Source organism: Methylobacterium sp. CM6244 (assembly GCF_054817885.1).
The window spans coordinates 3,715,085-3,730,895 of sequence record NZ_CM139247.1; the positions used below are offsets into that span (position 1 = coordinate 3,715,085).

The 15,811-nt window shown below is 67.3% G+C and carries 18 protein-coding genes; 9 read left to right on the forward strand and 9 right to left on the reverse strand.

All coding sequences use genetic code 11. The features are described 5' to 3' along the window. Window positions 1-252 precede the first annotated feature (252 nt). Complete coding sequence (locus tag ACYQML_RS17355) at window positions 253-522, forward strand: hypothetical protein (protein ID WP_056425849.1); 270 nt, start codon at window positions 253-255, stop codon at window positions 520-522. Window positions 523-740: 218 nt separating this feature from the next. On the opposite strand, the gene ACYQML_RS17360 is transcribed toward ACYQML_RS17355, so the two are convergent. Further along, a complete protein-coding gene (locus ACYQML_RS17360; RefSeq protein ID WP_056425846.1) occupies window positions 741-1,670 on the reverse strand; it encodes a LysR family transcriptional regulator in 930 nt (309 codons plus the stop codon). A 107-nt stretch (window positions 1,671-1,777) separates the two neighbouring features. Here ACYQML_RS17360 and ACYQML_RS17365 point away from each other — a divergent pair, with 107 nt between their 5' ends. The 4 genes from ACYQML_RS17365 (at window position 1,778) to ACYQML_RS17380 (ending at window position 4,661) form a co-directional block, all read left to right on the forward strand. Continuing rightward, window positions 1,778-2,536 carry an SDR family oxidoreductase gene (locus ACYQML_RS17365; protein WP_056425843.1) on the forward strand — a complete coding sequence of 253 codons (759 nt, stop codon included), beginning with the start codon at window positions 1,778-1,780 and terminating at the stop codon, window positions 2,534-2,536. Window positions 2,537-2,573: 37 nt separating this feature from the next. Further along, window positions 2,574-3,176, forward strand: a complete 603-nt coding sequence (locus ACYQML_RS17370; protein WP_056425840.1) for an NADPH-dependent F420 reductase — start codon at window positions 2,574-2,576, stop codon at window positions 3,174-3,176. Window positions 3,177-3,279: 103 nt separating this feature from the next. After that, entirely contained in the window at window positions 3,280-4,116 is an 837-nt protein-coding gene (locus ACYQML_RS17375) for an alpha/beta fold hydrolase (RefSeq protein WP_056425836.1), read from the forward strand. 149 nt (window positions 4,117-4,265) lie between these two features. Further along, on the forward strand, window positions 4,266-4,661 hold the full coding sequence (locus ACYQML_RS17380) for a limonene-1,2-epoxide hydrolase family protein (protein ID WP_056425833.1): 396 nt from the start codon (window positions 4,266-4,268) through the stop codon (window positions 4,659-4,661). 53 nt (window positions 4,662-4,714) lie between these two features. Here the strand turns inward: ACYQML_RS17380 and ACYQML_RS17385 are convergent, their stop codons facing one another. After that, window positions 4,715-5,092 (reverse strand): hypothetical protein, encoded by a 378-nt coding sequence (locus ACYQML_RS17385; RefSeq protein WP_056425830.1) that lies wholly within the window; start codon window positions 5,090-5,092, stop codon window positions 4,715-4,717. Between the two features lie 320 nt (window positions 5,093-5,412). On the opposite strand from ACYQML_RS17385, the gene ACYQML_RS17390 reads away from it, so the two are divergent. Then, entirely contained in the window at window positions 5,413-5,733 is a 321-nt protein-coding gene (locus tag ACYQML_RS17390) for a DMT family transporter (RefSeq protein ID WP_207411260.1), read from the forward strand. Between the two features lie 155 nt (window positions 5,734-5,888). On the opposite strand, the gene ACYQML_RS17395 is transcribed toward ACYQML_RS17390, so the two are convergent. The 4 genes from ACYQML_RS17395 to ACYQML_RS17410 all read right to left on the reverse strand — a co-directional run bounded on the left by ACYQML_RS17395 (window position 5,889) and on the right by ACYQML_RS17410 (window position 7,540). Further along, a complete protein-coding gene (locus tag ACYQML_RS17395; protein ID WP_056425826.1) occupies window positions 5,889-6,101 on the reverse strand; it encodes a hypothetical protein in 213 nt (70 codons plus the stop codon). 88 nt (window positions 6,102-6,189) lie between these two features. Continuing rightward, window positions 6,190-6,966: a hypothetical protein gene (locus ACYQML_RS17400; protein WP_056425823.1), complete on the reverse strand. Its 777-nt coding sequence runs from the start codon at window positions 6,964-6,966 to the stop codon at window positions 6,190-6,192. After that, window positions 6,963-7,181 (reverse strand): hypothetical protein, encoded by a 219-nt coding sequence (locus ACYQML_RS17405; RefSeq protein WP_056425820.1) that lies wholly within the window; start codon window positions 7,179-7,181, stop codon window positions 6,963-6,965. The genes ACYQML_RS17400 and ACYQML_RS17405 overlap by 4 nt, the downstream gene beginning before the upstream one ends. A 116-nt stretch (window positions 7,182-7,297) precedes the next feature. Further along, window positions 7,298-7,540 carry a hypothetical protein gene (locus tag ACYQML_RS17410; RefSeq protein WP_056425941.1) on the reverse strand — a complete coding sequence of 81 codons (243 nt, stop codon included), beginning with the start codon at window positions 7,538-7,540 and terminating at the stop codon, window positions 7,298-7,300. Between the two features lie 380 nt (window positions 7,541-7,920). Between ACYQML_RS17410 and ACYQML_RS17415 the strand changes: the two genes are divergently transcribed. Continuing rightward, on the forward strand, window positions 7,921-8,316 hold the full coding sequence (locus ACYQML_RS17415; RefSeq protein ID WP_244483604.1) for an MliC family protein: 396 nt from the start codon (window positions 7,921-7,923) through the stop codon (window positions 8,314-8,316). Window positions 8,317-8,827: 511 nt separating this feature from the next. Here ACYQML_RS17415 and ACYQML_RS17420 read toward each other — a convergent pair. Beyond that, window positions 8,828-10,492 carry a flagellin N-terminal helical domain-containing protein gene (locus ACYQML_RS17420; protein ID WP_056425813.1) on the reverse strand — a complete coding sequence of 555 codons (1,665 nt, stop codon included), beginning with the start codon at window positions 10,490-10,492 and terminating at the stop codon, window positions 8,828-8,830. A gap of 241 nt (window positions 10,493-10,733) precedes the next feature. Between ACYQML_RS17420 and ACYQML_RS17425 the strand changes: the two genes are divergently transcribed. Continuing rightward, the gene (locus ACYQML_RS17425) at window positions 10,734-11,147 is read left to right on the forward strand and encodes a flagellar biosynthesis repressor FlbT (protein WP_056425938.1); all 414 of its coding nucleotides are present in this window, start codon (window positions 10,734-10,736) and stop codon (window positions 11,145-11,147) included. A gap of 337 nt (window positions 11,148-11,484) precedes the next feature. On the opposite strand, the gene mdoH is transcribed toward ACYQML_RS17425, so the two are convergent. Continuing rightward, window positions 11,485-13,635 (reverse strand): glucans biosynthesis glucosyltransferase MdoH, encoded by a 2,151-nt coding sequence (gene mdoH, locus ACYQML_RS17430; protein ID WP_056425810.1) that lies wholly within the window; start codon window positions 13,633-13,635, stop codon window positions 11,485-11,487. Next, window positions 13,623-15,233, reverse strand: a complete 1,611-nt coding sequence (locus tag ACYQML_RS17435; RefSeq protein WP_056425808.1) for an OpgD/OpgG family glucan biosynthesis protein — start codon at window positions 15,231-15,233, stop codon at window positions 13,623-13,625. The genes mdoH and ACYQML_RS17435 overlap by 13 nt, the downstream gene beginning before the upstream one ends. A 256-nt stretch (window positions 15,234-15,489) precedes the next feature. Here ACYQML_RS17435 and ACYQML_RS17440 point away from each other — a divergent pair, with 256 nt between their 5' ends. Next, window positions 15,490-15,726: a hypothetical protein gene (locus ACYQML_RS17440; protein WP_056425806.1), complete on the forward strand. Its 237-nt coding sequence runs from the start codon at window positions 15,490-15,492 to the stop codon at window positions 15,724-15,726. Window positions 15,727-15,811: the final 85 nt, after the last annotated feature.

Below are 15,811 nucleotides of genomic sequence, written 5' to 3' on the forward strand. Positions count from 1 at the left end.
AGTCGGCACGCTGGCCGGACCGAACGGATTTCGGGGCCGGCGACAGGGGCATGGACGCCGCGAAATCGTGTTTATTCCACGTCTGCACGAAAAACTTCGCACCCGGCACCGAGTATTCGTTCACGGGATATGGTCCCGATCATAGCGTTGGAATTTTTCGATAGGGTCATGGAATAAGCAGACGAAGACGTCGTCTGTCCGGCATCACTGCTCGACGAGATCGGATCGAGCAGGAATCACCGGAGACCTGACATGACGATGATCAAGACCTTTTCGGCCGTCGTTTTCGCGTCCGCCTGCACGCTCGCCGCCCTGACCGGGGCCTCTGAGGCCCGGCCCACCCCGCATCGGATGGAGAGCCCGACGATCACCGGCTCGATCCCGGCGCCGGCGCAATTCGCGTATTGGCTCGGCGGGCCGGACACCGACAGCGGAAACGCCAAGAACCCGGCTCTGCCGGGCTATGCCCAGGCCCGTGGCCAGGAGACGGGCGGCCCGGCCCGCGAGCTGATCCCGAACTAGAGCGCTCACCGCCGAAATGGCTGCCGGTTCGGCGAAAAAGAGCGCGGCAAAACAAAGCCCTAGAGCCGCACCCGACCCAAGGTGGCCGGGCGCAGCTCTAGGGCCATGCCGGCCCATGGCGTCCGTATCCGGCCGGATCGGGCGCCATGCCACGTCGGACGTCGGTGCCAGGACATCTGCCTAGTACAGGACACCGGCCTGGTGCAGGACACACGAACCTAGAGACGGTGCCCCGCGAAGCGCTCGGCGAGACGCCGATTCCTGAACGCCTCGATGACCCAGTCGACGAATGCGCGGGTCTTGGCAGGCAGCAGGGTTCGGCTGGCGTAATAGAGCGAGATCGCTCCCGCATCGGCATACCACCCCGGCACCAGCTGGATCAGGCGGCCCGCCTCCAATGCCGGCAGGACGTCGGGCACCGCCAGCATGGTGACGCCCAGCCCGAGAAGAGCCGCTTCCTGCATCGCCGCCGGGTCGTTGACGACCATGGTCGCAGACAGGTGCGCTGGCATGTCCTCGCCTGCGGGATTGCGCATGGTCCATTGCTGGAGGCGGCCGGTCCGGAGCGAACGCTGGACGATGCCTTGGAGCGGTTGAAGCCCGGTCGGATCGTCGGGACGTGGGCGGCCTTCCATGTAGGCCGGCGAGGCGACCGCGATGACGTGCGCGGGGGCCAGAGCATGAGCGATGAGACCGGGCGCCAGGTCGAACCCGGCACCGATCGCGGCGTCGTAGCCCTCCGTGACGAGATCGACCCGACGGTTCTCGAAATGCCATTCCGGGCGGATCAGAGGATAGCGTTCGAGGAACGGCGGCAAGAGCGGCAGGATGTGCATCGTGCCGAATGTCAGGGCCATGCTGACTTTCAGGGTACCGGCCGGTTCGCCGCCGGCGGTGGCGATCCCGGCGATGGCCGCCTGGATGCCTTCCAGATTGTCCGCGACGGCGAGGCGGAAGGTTTCGCCCGCTTCCGTCAGACTCAGCTTCCGCGTCGAACGATGAAACAGCCGCACACCGAGGTTCCGCTCCAGCACGGCGACGTTCCGGCTGACGGCGGCCGGAGTCAGCGACAAGCGCCGGGCGGCCTCGGAGAAGCTGCCGTGCTCCGCGCTGCGGATGAAGGATTCCAGGTTCGCCAGGGTTTCCACGATGCCACCTTCAAGGGATGATTGAAGGTGTAGCAACCCGATCCCGGCTAAACCAAGCGCAATACCTCGGCCATATTCGCTCCAACCAAGAGGACAGGAGCAGCATCATGGGCCAGGACCCGCAACCGCTCGCCGGCAAGGTGGCCCTTGTCACCGGCGGATCGCGTGGCATCGGCGCCGCCATCGTTCGTCGTCTCGCGCGTGACGGCGCCGATCTGGCCTTCAGCTATTCCGCATCGCGGGAGCGGGCCGACCGGATCGTCGCCGAATTGACGGCATCGGGACGCCGCGCCATCGCCATCAGGGCCGACCAGGCTGACGCATCCGAGGTCGCCGGCCTGGTCCGCCAGACGCATGCCACGTTCGGTCGGCTCGACATCCTGGTCAATTCGGCCGGCGTCTTCGTCACCGGCATGGTGGACGATCCGGAAGCCGACCGTGCCGCGTTCGATCGGCAACTCGATATCAACGTGAAGGGCGTCGCCGCCGCGGTCCGCGCTGCCGTTCCGCTGATGACGCATGGGGGACGCATCGTCTCGATCGGCACGACAGGGGCCGTGCATGTCCCCTTCGCGGGTGCGGCGGACTACGTCGCCACGAAGGCGGCCGTGGCGGCTTACACGCGGGGCTGGGCACGGGATCTCGGTCCCCGCGACATCACCGTCAACCTCGTCCAGCCGGGTGCGATCGACACCGAGATGAACCCCGAGGACGGCCCCTTCGCCACGACACTGAAGGGCCTCGCGGCCCTCGGCCGCTACGGCCGTCCGGAGGATATCGCCGGAGCGGTCGCGTTCCTCGTCGGTCCCGACGCCGGGTACGTCACGGGCGCCACACTGAATGTCGACGGTGGCCAATCCGCCTGACGCCTCCTCTCGACCTCCCTCGCAAGGACACCTCTCCATGCCCTCCATCGGCATCATCGGCGCCGGCCAGATCGGCCGTGCCATTGCCAGCGCCCTCGCTCGGCACGGGATTCCGGCGATCCTCGCGAACAGTCGCGGTCCAGACAGCCTCGCCGAGGCCATTGCTTCGTTAGGCCCGACGATCACGCCCGGCACGCGCGAGGACGCCGCCGCCCGGGACATGATCATCGTCGCGGTCAATTGGTCGAAGCTGCCGACTGCGCTGGGCGGCCTGCCGGATTTCGGCGGCCGGATCGTGGTGGACGCCAACAATCCGATCGAGACACCGTCGTTCGAGCCGGTGGATCTCGGGGGCGTTTCGTCCTCCGAGATCGTCGCCACCCTGGTCCCCGGCGCCCGGGTGGTGAAGGCGTTCAACCATGTCCGGCCACCGCTCCTGGCAGGCGATCCGGCCAGCGAAGGCGGTCGGCGCGTCCTCTTCTATTCAGGCGACGATGCCGAGGCGAAAGCGACGGTTCGTACGCTCATCGACCGGCTCGGCTTCTTCGGCATCGACCTCGGTTCTCTCGCGGATGGCGGCCGTCTTGCACAGTTCCCAGGGGGGCCATTGCCGGCCCTCAACCTCGTCAGGTTCGCTTGATGACGATGCGGCCAAGCACAACAGCCTTGTCACACCCCTGAAACGACCCCCGCTCTACGCTCCATCGATCCGTACTGCTTCGGCAAACAGCAGGAACACGACCATGCCCTACGTCTCTACATCCGACGGCGTCGACATCTTCTTCAAGGATTGGGGGCCGAGAGATGCGCCAGCCATCGTCTTCCACCATGGCTGGCCGCTCTCCTCCGACGATTGGGACACGCAGATGCTCTTCTTCCTCGCGAAGGGTTTCCGGGTGGTCGCACATGACAGGCGCGGTCACGGTCGCTCGGCGCAGGTCTCTGATGGGCACACGATGGACGCTTACGCCGCGGATGCGGCCGCCGTCGTCCGGCACCTCGACCTGCGCGACGCCGTCCATGTCGGCCATTCCACCGGGGGCGGTGAGGTCGCCCGCTATGTCGCCCGGCACGGTCAACCGGACGGCCGCGTCGCCAAGGTCGTGCTCGTCAGCGCCGTGACGCCGCTCATGCTCGAGACCGCCGACAATCCGAGCGGCCTGCCGGTCGAGGTCTTCGACGGTTTCCGTCAGGCGCTCGCCGCCAACCGGGCGCAATTCTTCATCGACGTGCCGACAGGGCCCTTCTACGGCTTCAATCGCGATGGCGCGACGGTGCAGCCCGGCGTGATCACGAATTGGTGGCGCCAAGGCATGATGGGCAGTGCCAAGGCACATTACGACGGCATTGCGGCCTTCTCGGAAACCGACCAGCGCGACGACCTGACGTCGATCACCGTCCCGACCCTCGTTCTGCACGGCGAGGACGACCAGATCGTGCCGATCGGGGCGGCGGCGCGGGAATCGATCAAGCTCCTCCGGAACGGGACCCTGAAGACCTATCCCGGCTTCAGCCACGGCATGCTGACCGTCAATGCCGACACGCTCAACGCCGACATTCTCGCCTTCGTGAGGGGGTAGGTTCTCCCCTGCACGAGGGCTGCGGTGACGTGGTCCGCCGACCGTGAGGATCGTCCGGCAGCGTCGATCGGCTGCCGGCGCCATGCGCGGTCTCGTTCAAAGCTCGGTCGCCGACCGGCGACGCCGATTGAGGGACAACGAGGCACGCAATGATCGAAGACACCCCCGAGGTCGCCCTGGTGCGTCTGTTCTTCGAACGCATCAACGCAGATCGCTTCGATGACGCGATCGATCTCCTTGCCGAGGACGTCGTCTACCACAACATCCCGCTGCCGGAGATCCGTGGTCGGGAGAACGCGCGGAGCTTCCATAAGACCTTCGGGGTCGGCAGTCGCATTCGTGTCGAGTGGCAGCTCCTGCACATTGCAAACGATGGCGATACGGTTCTGACCGAGAGGCTCGATCTCTTCACCGACCGGAACGGCGGCCGCATCACCCTTCCCACCATGGGCAGCATGCGCGTTGGCAACGGCGCGATTACGGAATGGCGCGATTATTTCGACCTCGCCAGTTTCGAGCGACAGGGCGCTGCGCTGGAAGCCTGACTCGCCGCTCTCGGGCGTCGAGCGCAGGGTCCGGATGTCGAGGATGGCCGTCCCTATCCGGCGGCCTTCTCGGCCGTGGAGCCGACCAGCGGCGGCGTCTGCTGGTGCTGAACCACGCGCCAGACCTCGTGTGACAGCCGGCGATAGGTCGAGGTGCAATGCGCCAGATAGGTCTCGCCGTCCCTTGAGGCCTTCGCATGATAGGCGATGACGATCAGCCCTTCCTGCGGACGAGAGATTTGTCCCCCGGAAAGCTCGACCTCCGACCAGCGGGGCGTGTTCGCGACGGCCTCGATGGCCTGCGAGCCGCTCAGCACGAAGGGGGGTTGCGGCAGCACCATCAGGCATTCGTCGTCGACCAGTTCACGGTAATGGTCCGTCCCACCGGTCCAGAGACTCTTCTCGAAGGACCAGACGCGATCGTCGTCCATTGTGCTCTCCCACGGGCTGCTGTCTTTCAGAGAAGATCGCGGAGCGCGGTTCGTTCCTGGCGCGACAGCCTACGCGGATGCGGTCGGCAAAATGACGACGCGCGAGCGAGGGGTCTCCATCGTCCAGTCGAAAGGATGGAACAGGCGTGTTCCTGCGCGGCGGCATCTCAGGGGCCGCCATTCCCGTTTCGGGATGACCGGCACTTTCCGCCTTGAAAATAAGCATTCTGCTCGCTAATTAGGCACTCGCGAGGCCACGTCCTCCCCCTCCTGCAGGGTCGAAGTCCGGGACGGCCCGGCCCTTGAAGCAGAGGGCCGATATGGCTTGGGTCTATCTCGGAATTGCCGGTGTCCTCGAGATCGTCTGGGCATCCATGATGAAGCAGTCGGACGGCTTCACCCGCCTCTGGCCGACGGTCATCACCTTGGTGGCGATGGTCGGAAGCTTCGGGCTGTTGGCCATGGCCATGCGAACGCTGCCGCTGGGGACTGCCTACACGATCTGGACGGGTATCGGCGCGATCGGCGCTTTCGTGGTCGGCGTTACGGTCCTCGGAGAGGAAGCCAGCCTCACCCGCATGATCGCGGCTGTCCTCATCGTCTCAGGACTCGTGACCATGAAACTCGCGAGCGCTCACTAACTATCCCCGGTCCCCCGTGCATCGGCTCCATGTGGCCGCCGGGGAGGGCGGCTTCGATGGCCCCCCGGTCCCAAACCAGATGCGCTGCGATCGGCCCGCACCGCTCGGCCGAGGATTCCGCAGCCGACAGCTTCGGTCAGTGCCACGAAGCTCACTCACGACGAGCGCTTCGTGGGAGGCTTCTCTGCAGCGGCATCCGCGGCATCGCGCTCGAGCCGCTGGGCCTTCAGCCGAACGATCTGGTCGTCACGCGCCGTCTCACGGACTTTGACTTCTTCCCAGACCTGACCTGCCGTATCCGCACGTTCGGCGGCCTTGGCAGCCCTCGTGTCCTTACGGTCCTGCCGGCCGACTTTGTCATCCGTCATTCGATCGTCTCCAATTCCGGAAGCGGTAGCGTGATGACCCATCGCGCGCGGGAAGCAGGTCCGAGGAAAGGCTTCGACGGCGAGTGGTTCACGCCGATGTCGAGAAAAGCATCATGGCGTCAGCCTCCGTATCGAGAGGATTGTCCGAGACGAAAGACCGCCGCTGGAGCGCTCGCTCGCTTGCCTCCGCACCGCATTTCTCCACGTGGACAACGCGGTTCACGACCTGAAGGTTCGGAGCGCCCCAATAGGCCAGCAAGGTCGGCCAAGCAGCGTCGCGGTCTTCGCGCCAGACGCGATAGAGCGGCGTGCGATGGTCGACCTCGGCCGTCTTCAGCAGGCGCTTCCCGGAGGCGGCGCAGCGATGGCGCTGATGCGCCTTCAAAACCTTCACCTGGTCGCTCGGCGCCACCCAGAACTTCCAGGCCGTGACGCAGGCCGAATGCCAGCGGGCGTTCTTGTTCGGCGTGCCGGTGCCCCACAGATCCTTGTGCCAGCCGAAGCGGAAGACCGGCTGTCCGCAGATGCAGCAATGGCCGGGCCCTCGCGCGTGCGCAGGCTCGCGATAGGGCGAAGGGGGCATCCGGAAGGTCGCGGCGAGGCCCGAACCCTTCTCCGAGCCGAGACGCCACGTCCATCCCTCCGGCTGGCCTGAGCGTGCGGCCAGTGCCCGCGCCAGGCGATCGGCCCGGAGGACGTGGTTGCGCCAATAGCTCTCGACGGCGAGGCGCGGCGTGGGCGGCGTCAGCGGACGTGACAGCGCATGCTGCAGGACCGGCACCGGGAAGAGGGCGGGAAGCGAGCGTTCAAGCCGGGCGCGGGAGCGTCCATTGCGCTCCGCGCGCCACTCCGATGCAGCGGTCACGCCGGATCGAGGACGCGAGCGGGGGAAACCGCCGGTGCCGGTGCCGGGACCGGTACGCCGGCGATGGCGTCGGCGAGGAAATTCAAGCGTAGCGCGAGGTCGCTCACCTCGTTCAAGGCGATGGCTTTATCGCCGCTCTTCACCGCCCGGGTGATGTCGCTGATCTGCATCTTCGCCATGCGCGACAGTTCGGCGGAAAGCTGGTCCCTGGTCATCGGTATCCATCTCGGTTCGGCGGTTTCGTGCCTAACGAGGCCTAAAGCCGGAGGGTTACCGGGCGGTTTCAGCCGGCGAACCGAGACGGCGTGCGGATGTCCGTGCCGCCCCCCCCTCACTGCCGAGGTGCGGGCGTGGGGGTCGGCTGCGCCGGCGCTTGCTGGTTGGGACCCTGCGGCGCCGGGGCCGGCTGCCGAGGCGCCGTGCCGGGGGCAGCCTGGTCGTCCGACAGCGTCTGGTTCGCCTTGGTCTGCAGCTGATCCGCCGTCTGCTGGTTGATGAGCCCATAGGATACGGCAGCCGCGAGAGCCACGGCGATGACAGCCCCGATGATCGTCTTCGTGAGCTTGCTCTGCATGGACATGCCTCCTGCGGTCGCCCTCACCTGAGGCGTCCTCGACGGAACAACAGTAATGGCTCGCAGGCTGGTTCCACTCCGGTCTTTCGCCCCCTCGAACGGGCGGGCCAGCCACGCCGGAGCGCTCTCAGCCGAAGTGGATGCCGATCGGGAGACCGATACTGACGTTGAGCCGGACGCGGATGGAGAGACGTCGATGGAGGCCCTCTTGGCGGCCCGTGTCGGATCGTCATGGGCGAGGAGCGGTGATCGGGATCTGGAGGAGCCCCTGAGCTTTGGCCCATCATCATGATCCCGAGCGGTCGTATCCTTGACGGGACCTCCGGTCGGGCGCGTCCTCAGCCCTCCGGCCGATCAGGCTGAACTCGGAGATGCTCTAGATGATGCGCCTTCACACCGTGTCGCCGTTTCTCGTTGCCGCCGTCATGCTCGGCATGTCGATCCAGGCTCACGCAGAGGCCCCCGACAAGACGCTGTCCCGGGCGACCGCCAGCGAGGGGGCAACGACGAAGCGGGTGATCTTCTCGTGCCCGAAGGACGTCTTGCTCACGGTCGAGTTCGTCACCTCCGACCCGGCACAGCCTGCGATCGTCCGGCCTCCCGAAGGGCCGGAGATCACTCTGCCGGCGCAGCCTTCGGGCTCAGGGTTTCGCTACGGCGACGACACCCACGAACTGCGCGGCAAGGGCCAGGAAGTCACGTGGACCGACCAGTCCAAGCACCCCATCGTCTGCACGGAGCAGAAGCCACCCGCGGGTGGGACAGAGCCGAACTGAGCTCCGCTCCGGCGGCCGTTCGGCGGCGGGCCAGAGGCCGGACGAGTGCTACCGCCTTTGGCCCGCCCAACGCCTCGATACGGGCAGGGGCAGAGAACGGCGAGCGAACGCCTTCGGATCGAAAGACCGAGCCCGGGCAATACTGTCGCTGATCTCGAGGGACTGTGGGGAATGGCCGGGAGCGAATCTGAAGTCCGCTTCCTCGAACCACTCGGCCATCCTTCCAAGCCGTTGGGAAGGCGCGATGGCGTGCCTTCGCCGACGCCTGGGCTGTCGTCCGTCGCTGAACGGGCTCGATCCCGTCATCCGGCGGCCTTGTCCCCGGCCGCATGCGGGGCAGCGTCGCCCGTGGCGGCGGCGGCAGCGAGACCGAACCGCCCTTATCTGTCGGATCGTGACGGTCCGCGCGGTCGTCCCGCGAGAATCTCCATCCGGCCGGGGCCGGGACGTGGCGCGAACGAAAACGGCCGGGGTTTCCCCCGGCCGCTTAGTGTCGTGATGGCTGATCCGCTTAGCGGAGAAGCTGCAGGATGCCCTGCTGCGCCGTGTTGGCGAGCGAGAGGGCCGAGATGCCGATCGACTGGCGGGTCGACAGGGCCTGGGAGTTGGCGGCTTCCTCGTTGAGGTCCGCGTTCGTCAGGTTGGCCGAGCCGGTGTCGAGGATGTTGATCAGGTTCTTCGAGAAGTCCTGACGGTTCTGCACCACCGAGAGGTTGGAGCCGAAGGTCGAGGACTGGGCGCGAAGCTGGCTGGTGGCAGCGGTCAGGGCCGTCAGAGCCGTATTGATCTCATCGTCGGACTGGAAGCCGCCGGTGGCCGAGGCAAGGCCCAGACCATCGGAATCGAGCTTGGCGCCTTCGATGTTCAGGTTCGAAGAACCCGTCTCGTTGAAGGTGACCTTCAGCGAGTTCTCGGCCTTGTCGGTGCCCGAGCGGTACAGCAGGTTGATGCCGTTGTAGCTCGAGTCCTTCGCCTGCTGGGTGATCTGATCGAGCAGGGTGTTGAACTGCTTGGCGAGCGAGGTGCGGGTCGCGTTGGTGCCGCTGGCAGAGCCCGAGCCTGAGCCGACGACCGGCGTGCCCGTTGCACCGGCGGTGCCGAAGCCGATGTTGGTGCCGGCCGCGTTGCTGAGGGTGATCTTCTCCGAGGTACCGGTTCCCGTCGACGTGAAGGTAAGCCGGTTGTCCACGAAGCTGGCGGTGACTTTTCCGGCGAAACCGGTGTCGGCATTGAGCTGAGCGTTGATCGAGGTCGCGATTTCAGCCTGCGTGGTGGCGTTTGCCGTCGCACCGTCGGCGACGGTGATGGACTTCTTGGCACCCGAGCCGAGCTGGATTTCGAAGCTCGGCGCAACGGCAGTGCCGGATAGATCGATCGTCGTCGCAAGCACTTCGCCGGAAACGACGGCGGCTTTCGCGCTGTTCTTGGCATCAGCGCCTGTTGCCGTCTGGGCCGTCGTTCCGACGCCGAAACCGATGTCGACGGCGCCGGACGTATTGGTGAGGGTCACCGCGGAATCGGCACCCGTGTCGGTCGTGGTGAACACGATACGGCCGTCGGTCGTTTTCGATGCGGTGACGCCCGACGGCACGGCATCGTTGGCGAGCTGGTTGTTGATCGCCGTCACGATGGTGTCGGCGGTCACCTTCGTCAGGTCGCTGGTCAGGCCGCCGAGGGTGGAGGCATTGAGAGTAATCGTCGATGGCGTCGCGACGCTCGCAGCGCTTCCGCCAGAGACCGTGAACACCAGGCTATTGCTACCCGAGAAATTCTGGGTGCCATCGACTGCGGCGGTGGTGCTGCCCTGGTAACCAACACTGGCGGTGAGCGCGGCAGCGGTCGCCGGGGTTCCATTCGAAACGGAGCTCTTGTCGGCCAGCGCCTGGTTGGCGGTGGACTTGGCCGAGTCGACCAGCTTCTGGATCGAGGTGATGCCCTGGTTGGCGGCCTGGATCGTCTGGACGCCGTTCGAGATGCCGTTGAGGAGCGAGCCGAGATCGCCCGAGCGGCCGGACAGGGACTGCGAGGTGAAGAAGCTCGTCGGATCGTCGAGGGCCGAGTTGACCTTCTTGCCGGTCGACAGACGGTTCTGGGTCTGGGTCAGCAGATCGGCGGTGCCCTGCAGCGAGAGCAGGTTCTGGCGGGTCGCAGAGGTGAGGGTGATGCCTGAAGACATGAGGTCTGATCCATTCTGATCTGGAAGCACCCCTTTTTTGGATGCAGCGTCACCAAACCACGAGGACGTTGCGAAGGTCTTAAGGCGGACAGTCAACGAAACATGTGGGAGATCCGCTGCATTCTCCTCATCTTCGCGACCTCCGGGCGATGCCGGATTCCGCGAAGCAACCCCGGCCAAAGCGGTGACGTATTGTTAACCGTCCGGAGCGATGATCCCGCCCGAGCCCGAAGGACCGGTCATGCCCCTGAAGATCGAACTCAAGCCGTTCGAGCGGTTGCTGATCGGCGGGGCCGCGATCCGCAACGGGTCCCGGCGGTCGAGTTTCGTCATCGAGACGATGACGAAGTTCCTGCGCGAATCCGACATCATCACGGAGAGCGAGGCCGATACGGCCTGCAAGCGCCTCTACCTGACTCTCACGGTGCTCTATCTCTCCGACGACGTGTCGGAGATCGAGAACCTGTTCGTGGCCCAGGCGAGCGAATTGCTCGAGGCGGTACCGACCACGGCTCCCTATGTCCGGGACATCAACGCCCACGTGGCGGCGCGGGACTTCTACCGGGCGATGAAGCGGGGCAAGGACCTCATCCAGTACGAGGCCTCCCTGGCGGACCGTCTCGCCAAGGCACCCGATTCGGGAAGCGCCGACTGACCTTCCGGATCGGCCGCCGAGCGGGCAGGGGGCCGGCATCGGCCGCCCGGATCCGCGGGCTCTCGTGGAAACGAGCTCCGGGCACGGTCGATCCCCCCGTCTCACGCGGGCTACCGGATTCACACATCTGCCCTCGTTGGCAGACCGCGTCCCTCTCCCCCTTGTGGGGAGAGGTTAGGAGTGGGGGTGGCTCCGCCAGCCTCCGCAGCTTGAGGGTCGCCCGACCACCCCCACCTCCAACTCCTCCCCACAAGCTCGACGGATCTCGGGCAGGCCCGAGATCCGCTGGGGAGGAGGGCTCGTCAGCGCATCCCGCGACAGGCGTGACGATCGTAGCTCACGCGGGCGCGAGGCGGGTGAGGCGGTCGAGGAGGGCGCGGTCGTGGAGGAGGGCCATGCGCTCCTTGGGGCTGAGCCACTCGGCGGCCTCGGCGACGGTCTCGGCCTCCACCACCTTGGCCTGGGCGAGGGCGCGGTCGGTGTCGATCACGCCGCGGGGGCGTTGGGGCATCTCGGGCAGCATCAGGGCATGGGCCTCGGCGAAGCCCGCATCGGCGTGGAGGGCGCGGATCGCATCCGAGTCGTCGAGGCCGGCCTCGGCGTTGCGGGCGGCGAGCGTCCCGGCGGTGACGGCGATGGCGGGCGGGTCGCGCTCCTCCGGGGTCATCAGCAGGCCAAGGCGCTTGAGGGCGAGGCCCCAGGAGAGCTGGCCGCTCGCCCAGGAGATCGGGATCGCCAGGACAAGGCCGAGGATGGTGGGCGACATCCAGAGGAACAGCGAGGTGGCGATGGCGAAGGCGGCGATGCCAGTCACCAGTCCCAGCACCATGTGCCAGCGGTGGCGGCGGACGATGTCGCGCAAGGGTATCGAGCCGTCGTCGCGCCGCTGCGGGTTCCAGCCGGTATCGCGCCCGACCAGGATCTCGAACACCGAGCCGGATTGGATCAGCATGGCGATGGGGGCGATGAGGGCGGAGAGGATCGTCTCGATCAGGCTCGACAGGACGAGGCGGATGGCGCCGCCCGAGGCCCGGCGCACCGGCCCGTCGATGAGGGCGAGGATCAGCCCCAGGAGCTTCGGCGCCAGCAGGATGCCCATGGTGAGCCCGAACAGCTGGAGCGCGCGCACGGGATCGAAGCGCGGCCAGACCGGGTAGAGCCCGAATTCGGAGGTAAAGTATTCCGGCCGCACATAGGCGGTCTGGAGCACCAGGGCGATACCGACCACGAGCTGGCCGAGCCAGAGCGGTGAGGCGACGTAGCCGGCGATGCCGGTGGCGAAATGCTGGCGCGAAGCCAGCGTCAGGCCCGCCGCCCCGATGACGCGGCTGTGCTGGAGGTTGCCTTGCGCCCAGCGCCGGTCGCGCACCGCGACGTCGATGAGGGAGGGCGGGCTCTCCTCGTAGGAGCCGGGCAGGGCGGGCAGCATGGTCACGCTCCAGCCGGCCCGCCGGATCAGCGCCGCCTCGACGAAATCGTGGCTGAGGATGTGGCCGCCGAAGGGCGGTTTGCCCTTGAGGTCGGGCAGGCCGCAGGCCTCCGCGAAGGCGCGGGTGCGGATGATGGCGTTGTGGCCCCAGTAATTGCCGTCGCGGCCCGACCAGACGGAGAGGCCCGTGGCGATGACCGGGCCGTAGATGCGGGCGGCGAATTGCTGGACGCGGGCGAACAGGGTGTTGCGGTTGATGATGAGCGGCAGCGACTGGATGATGCCGGAATCCGGGTCCGCCTCCATGGCGGCGGCGAGATGGACCACGCAAGGACCGGTCATCAGGCTGTCGGCGTCGAGCACCAGCATGTGGTCGTAGGCCCCGCCCCAGCGCGAGACGAAGTCGCCGATATTGCCGGCCTTGCGGTGGTGGTTCTTCGCCCGGTGCCGGTAATAGAGCCGCGCATCCTCGCCCCAGCGCTCGCGCAGATCGAGGAAGGCGCGCTCCTCGGCGATCCAGGCATCGCCCACCGTCGAGTCCGACAGGACGAAATAGTCGAAGGCCTCGCCGAGGCCGGTGGCGTCGATCTCCGCCCGCATGGCTTCCACGGCCGCGAAGGTGCGGGCGGTGGCCTCGTTGTAGACCGGCATGACGATGGCGGTCTTCGTGGCGAGCCGGGTCGGCGGAAGCGGCGCCTTCGGCCGGCGCAGGAGCGTGGCGAAGCCCAGGATCGCGCTCATGAAGGAGAGGGCGATCCAAGAGAAGTTCAGGGTGAAGAGCACGAGCAGCACATATTGCAGCGCCGTCGTCCCGCCCGAGACGGCCACGACCTCGTACATCTCCAGGGCGCCATAGGCGGTGAGCAGCGCCGCCCCGCCGAAGACGAAGGCGCGGGCGGCCCAGGGCCGCCGTGCGGGCTTGGCCGGACGGTGCCCAGATGCGGGGTCCCAGCGGTCGAGCGCCTGCACCGGCATGGGCAGCGGGGCTTCGGGCGGCATCGCGGGCCGGAAGGAAGCCGGGGCGGTGGGGGGAAGCGCGTGCGTGTTCAGGGTGTCCACCGGTAGAGCCAGGTTTCGGTGACGGAGGCCTCCCCGCGCTTGAGCACGAGGCGCAGTTCGCAGGACTTCCCGCCGCCCGTGTCGAGCTCGAAGGAGACCCGCACCGTCTTACGGTCGGGATAGCGATAGAGGGTCGGGGCCGCCACCGTGCCGGGCGAGGTCAGGAGCGTCGGCTGCAGGTCGGGATCGGCGAACAGGATGTCACCGGTGAAATCCACCAGGAAGAGGCGGCGGTTGCTCCCCGGCGCCTTGCCGCTGCGGGTGCCGGAGACGAGCGCCACGGGCGGCGCCTCCGGCGGCTGCCAGCACCAGTGCTGGCGATAGCTGAACGCATGCTCGGTGCCCGCCGCCAGCGTCGCCTTCGGCCGCCAATAGGCCAGGATGTTCTCGTTGAACTCGGAATCGCTCGGGATCTCGAGGAGCGTCACCGCCCCCGGCCCCCAATTGCCGAACGGCTCGAGCCAGAGCGACGGGCGCCACTCCCAATGCTGCACGTCGTCCTCGAAATCGGCGTAGCTGCGCGCCCGCTGCATCAGGCCGAACCCTTTGGGGTTCTCGTCGACGAAGGACGAGACCTGCAGCGTCTCCGGGTTGCGCGCGGGACGCCAGATCGCCTCATTGGCACCGGTGCGGATCTGCAGGCCGGTGGAGGCATAGGCGCCGGCGCGGGCATCGTCGGCACCGCGCCGGTCGTAGGGGCCGAAGAGGTAGCTCGTAGTCATGCCGCCGAGACCGAGATGGTCGATAGCCGCGCGCGCGAACACCGTGCCCTCGACATCGCAGAGCGAATCGCCGCCGGGCCGCAGGCTCATCCTCAGGGAAGCGGTGGCCGAGGGGGAATCGACGAGGCAATGCAGCACCAGCGGGCCGCCGGGGCCCGGCCGCTCGACCCAGATGGCACGGAGTTCGGGGAACTCCTCGCCGCGTGAATCGGCGGGGCGCAGGGTGAGGGCGCGCGCGGTGACGCCGAAGCCCTGGCCGGTGGCGACGAGGCGGAAGAACGACGCCCCCTGGAAGGTGGCGAAATCGGTGAGTTCGCCGCCATCGAACCGGGCGCGGATGCGCAGGCCCGAATAGCCGGGATCGTCCTTGAACTCGGGCAGGGCGATGCCCTCCGCCTCGAACCGGGCGCGGTCGTAGGCCAGCGGCCGCACCGTGCCGTCCTCCACCAGGGCCAGGGCCACGCGGCCGGTGAAGACCGAGCCGCGATGCAGGGGCTCGAGGGTGAAGCCGAAGGCCTCGTTCGCCCAAATCGCGCTGCCCGGCACGGTCCGGATGGCGTTGTACTGCTCGCGGTTGAGCCCGGTCAGGGCGCCGGGCAGGTCGTCGGTGCGGGGGGCGGCATAGGGGCGTTTGGCAAGCTCGCGGGCGAGGTCGGGCACCGTATGGCCGAGGAACGGCGCGCCCTCGGCGGGGAGGGCGGGGGCATCGTCCGCCCAGGCGGTCGAGGCGGTGCCGGGGAGGGAGAGAGCCAGCGCGGCGGCGCTCGCCTGCAAGAAAAGCTCCCGGCGGCTCCGGTCCTGCGGTCCCGTCACCACGGGATCATCGGAGGAGGGTTCTGTCACGGCGCGGCGAAGTCCCGGAATCGTCGGCGTCATTGGACCTGTAATGTCGGCGCGGGAAGGCGCGGGGTGCGATGCAGTATGTCCCGGCTTTACCACGGCACGGCCCGAACCCAACCTTAAGCCGGAAGGAACCGAAACCGTTCAACGGAACGCGGATTTTCCCGGCAGGCAAGCAGTTCGGCCGGGAACGGCGGCGAGGGGCGGCGAGGGGCGATAAGGGTGCCGGACTGGCCGAATAGCCGCGCTTGTGACAGATTCCAGGGGTCGTTCACCTCTTACGAGGCACCTCATGGCGCTCATCCCATGCCCTGCCTGCTCGCGACAGGTCTCCGCGCAAGCCGTGGCCTGTCCGGGATGCGGCCACCCCGGTGACGCCGCCTCCCCGGCGGGAGGCGGTGTCACGCGCATGCTGGGAACCGTCGCCGGCACCTATATCTCCACCACCACCCTGGCGAGCCTGGTCCTTGGGGTCGTCATGTTCGTATGCGTGGCCGCCGTGCTGATCACCCTGATCCTCAAGAGCTGATGCAAGAGCTGATGACCCAGACGGTTCGGACCGGATCTCCGTCCGCGCCTCCGGCTCACCGGCCGCGCAGGCTTGCTACCCAACA

Bases quoted from the DNA above. Each gene is read 5' to 3' on its own strand.
- ACYQML_RS17355 (WP_056425849.1), top strand. From the start codon at position 253: ATGACGATGATCAAGACCTTTTCGGCCGTCGTTTTCGCGTCCGCCTGC.
- ACYQML_RS17365 (WP_056425843.1), top strand. From the start codon at position 1,778: ATGGGCCAGGACCCGCAACCGCTCGCCGGCAAGGTGGCCCTTGTCACC.
- ACYQML_RS17370 (WP_056425840.1), top strand. From the start codon at position 2,574: ATGCCCTCCATCGGCATCATCGGCGCCGGCCAGATCGGCCGTGCCATT.
- ACYQML_RS17375 (WP_056425836.1), top strand. From the start codon at position 3,280: ATGCCCTACGTCTCTACATCCGACGGCGTCGACATCTTCTTCAAGGAT.
- ACYQML_RS17380 (WP_056425833.1), top strand. From the start codon at position 4,266: ATGATCGAAGACACCCCCGAGGTCGCCCTGGTGCGTCTGTTCTTCGAA.
- ACYQML_RS17385 (WP_056425830.1), bottom strand. From the start codon at position 5,092: ATGGACGACGATCGCGTCTGGTCCTTCGAGAAGAGTCTCTGGACCGGT.
- ACYQML_RS17390 (WP_207411260.1), top strand. From the start codon at position 5,413: ATGGCTTGGGTCTATCTCGGAATTGCCGGTGTCCTCGAGATCGTCTGG.
- ACYQML_RS17395 (WP_056425826.1), bottom strand. From the start codon at position 6,101: ATGACGGATGACAAAGTCGGCCGGCAGGACCGTAAGGACACGAGGGCT.
- ACYQML_RS17405 (WP_056425820.1), bottom strand. From the start codon at position 7,181: ATGACCAGGGACCAGCTTTCCGCCGAACTGTCGCGCATGGCGAAGATG.
- ACYQML_RS17410 (WP_056425941.1), bottom strand. From the start codon at position 7,540: ATGCAGAGCAAGCTCACGAAGACGATCATCGGGGCTGTCATCGCCGTG.
- ACYQML_RS17415 (WP_244483604.1), top strand. From the start codon at position 7,921: ATGATGCGCCTTCACACCGTGTCGCCGTTTCTCGTTGCCGCCGTCATG.
- ACYQML_RS17420 (WP_056425813.1), bottom strand. From the start codon at position 10,492: ATGTCTTCAGGCATCACCCTCACCTCTGCGACCCGCCAGAACCTGCTC.
- ACYQML_RS17425 (WP_056425938.1), top strand. From the start codon at position 10,734: ATGCCCCTGAAGATCGAACTCAAGCCGTTCGAGCGGTTGCTGATCGGC.
- ACYQML_RS17435 (WP_056425808.1), bottom strand. From the start codon at position 15,233: ATGACGCCGACGATTCCGGGACTTCGCCGCGCCGTGACAGAACCCTCC.
- ACYQML_RS17440 (WP_056425806.1), top strand. From the start codon at position 15,490: ATGGCGCTCATCCCATGCCCTGCCTGCTCGCGACAGGTCTCCGCGCAA.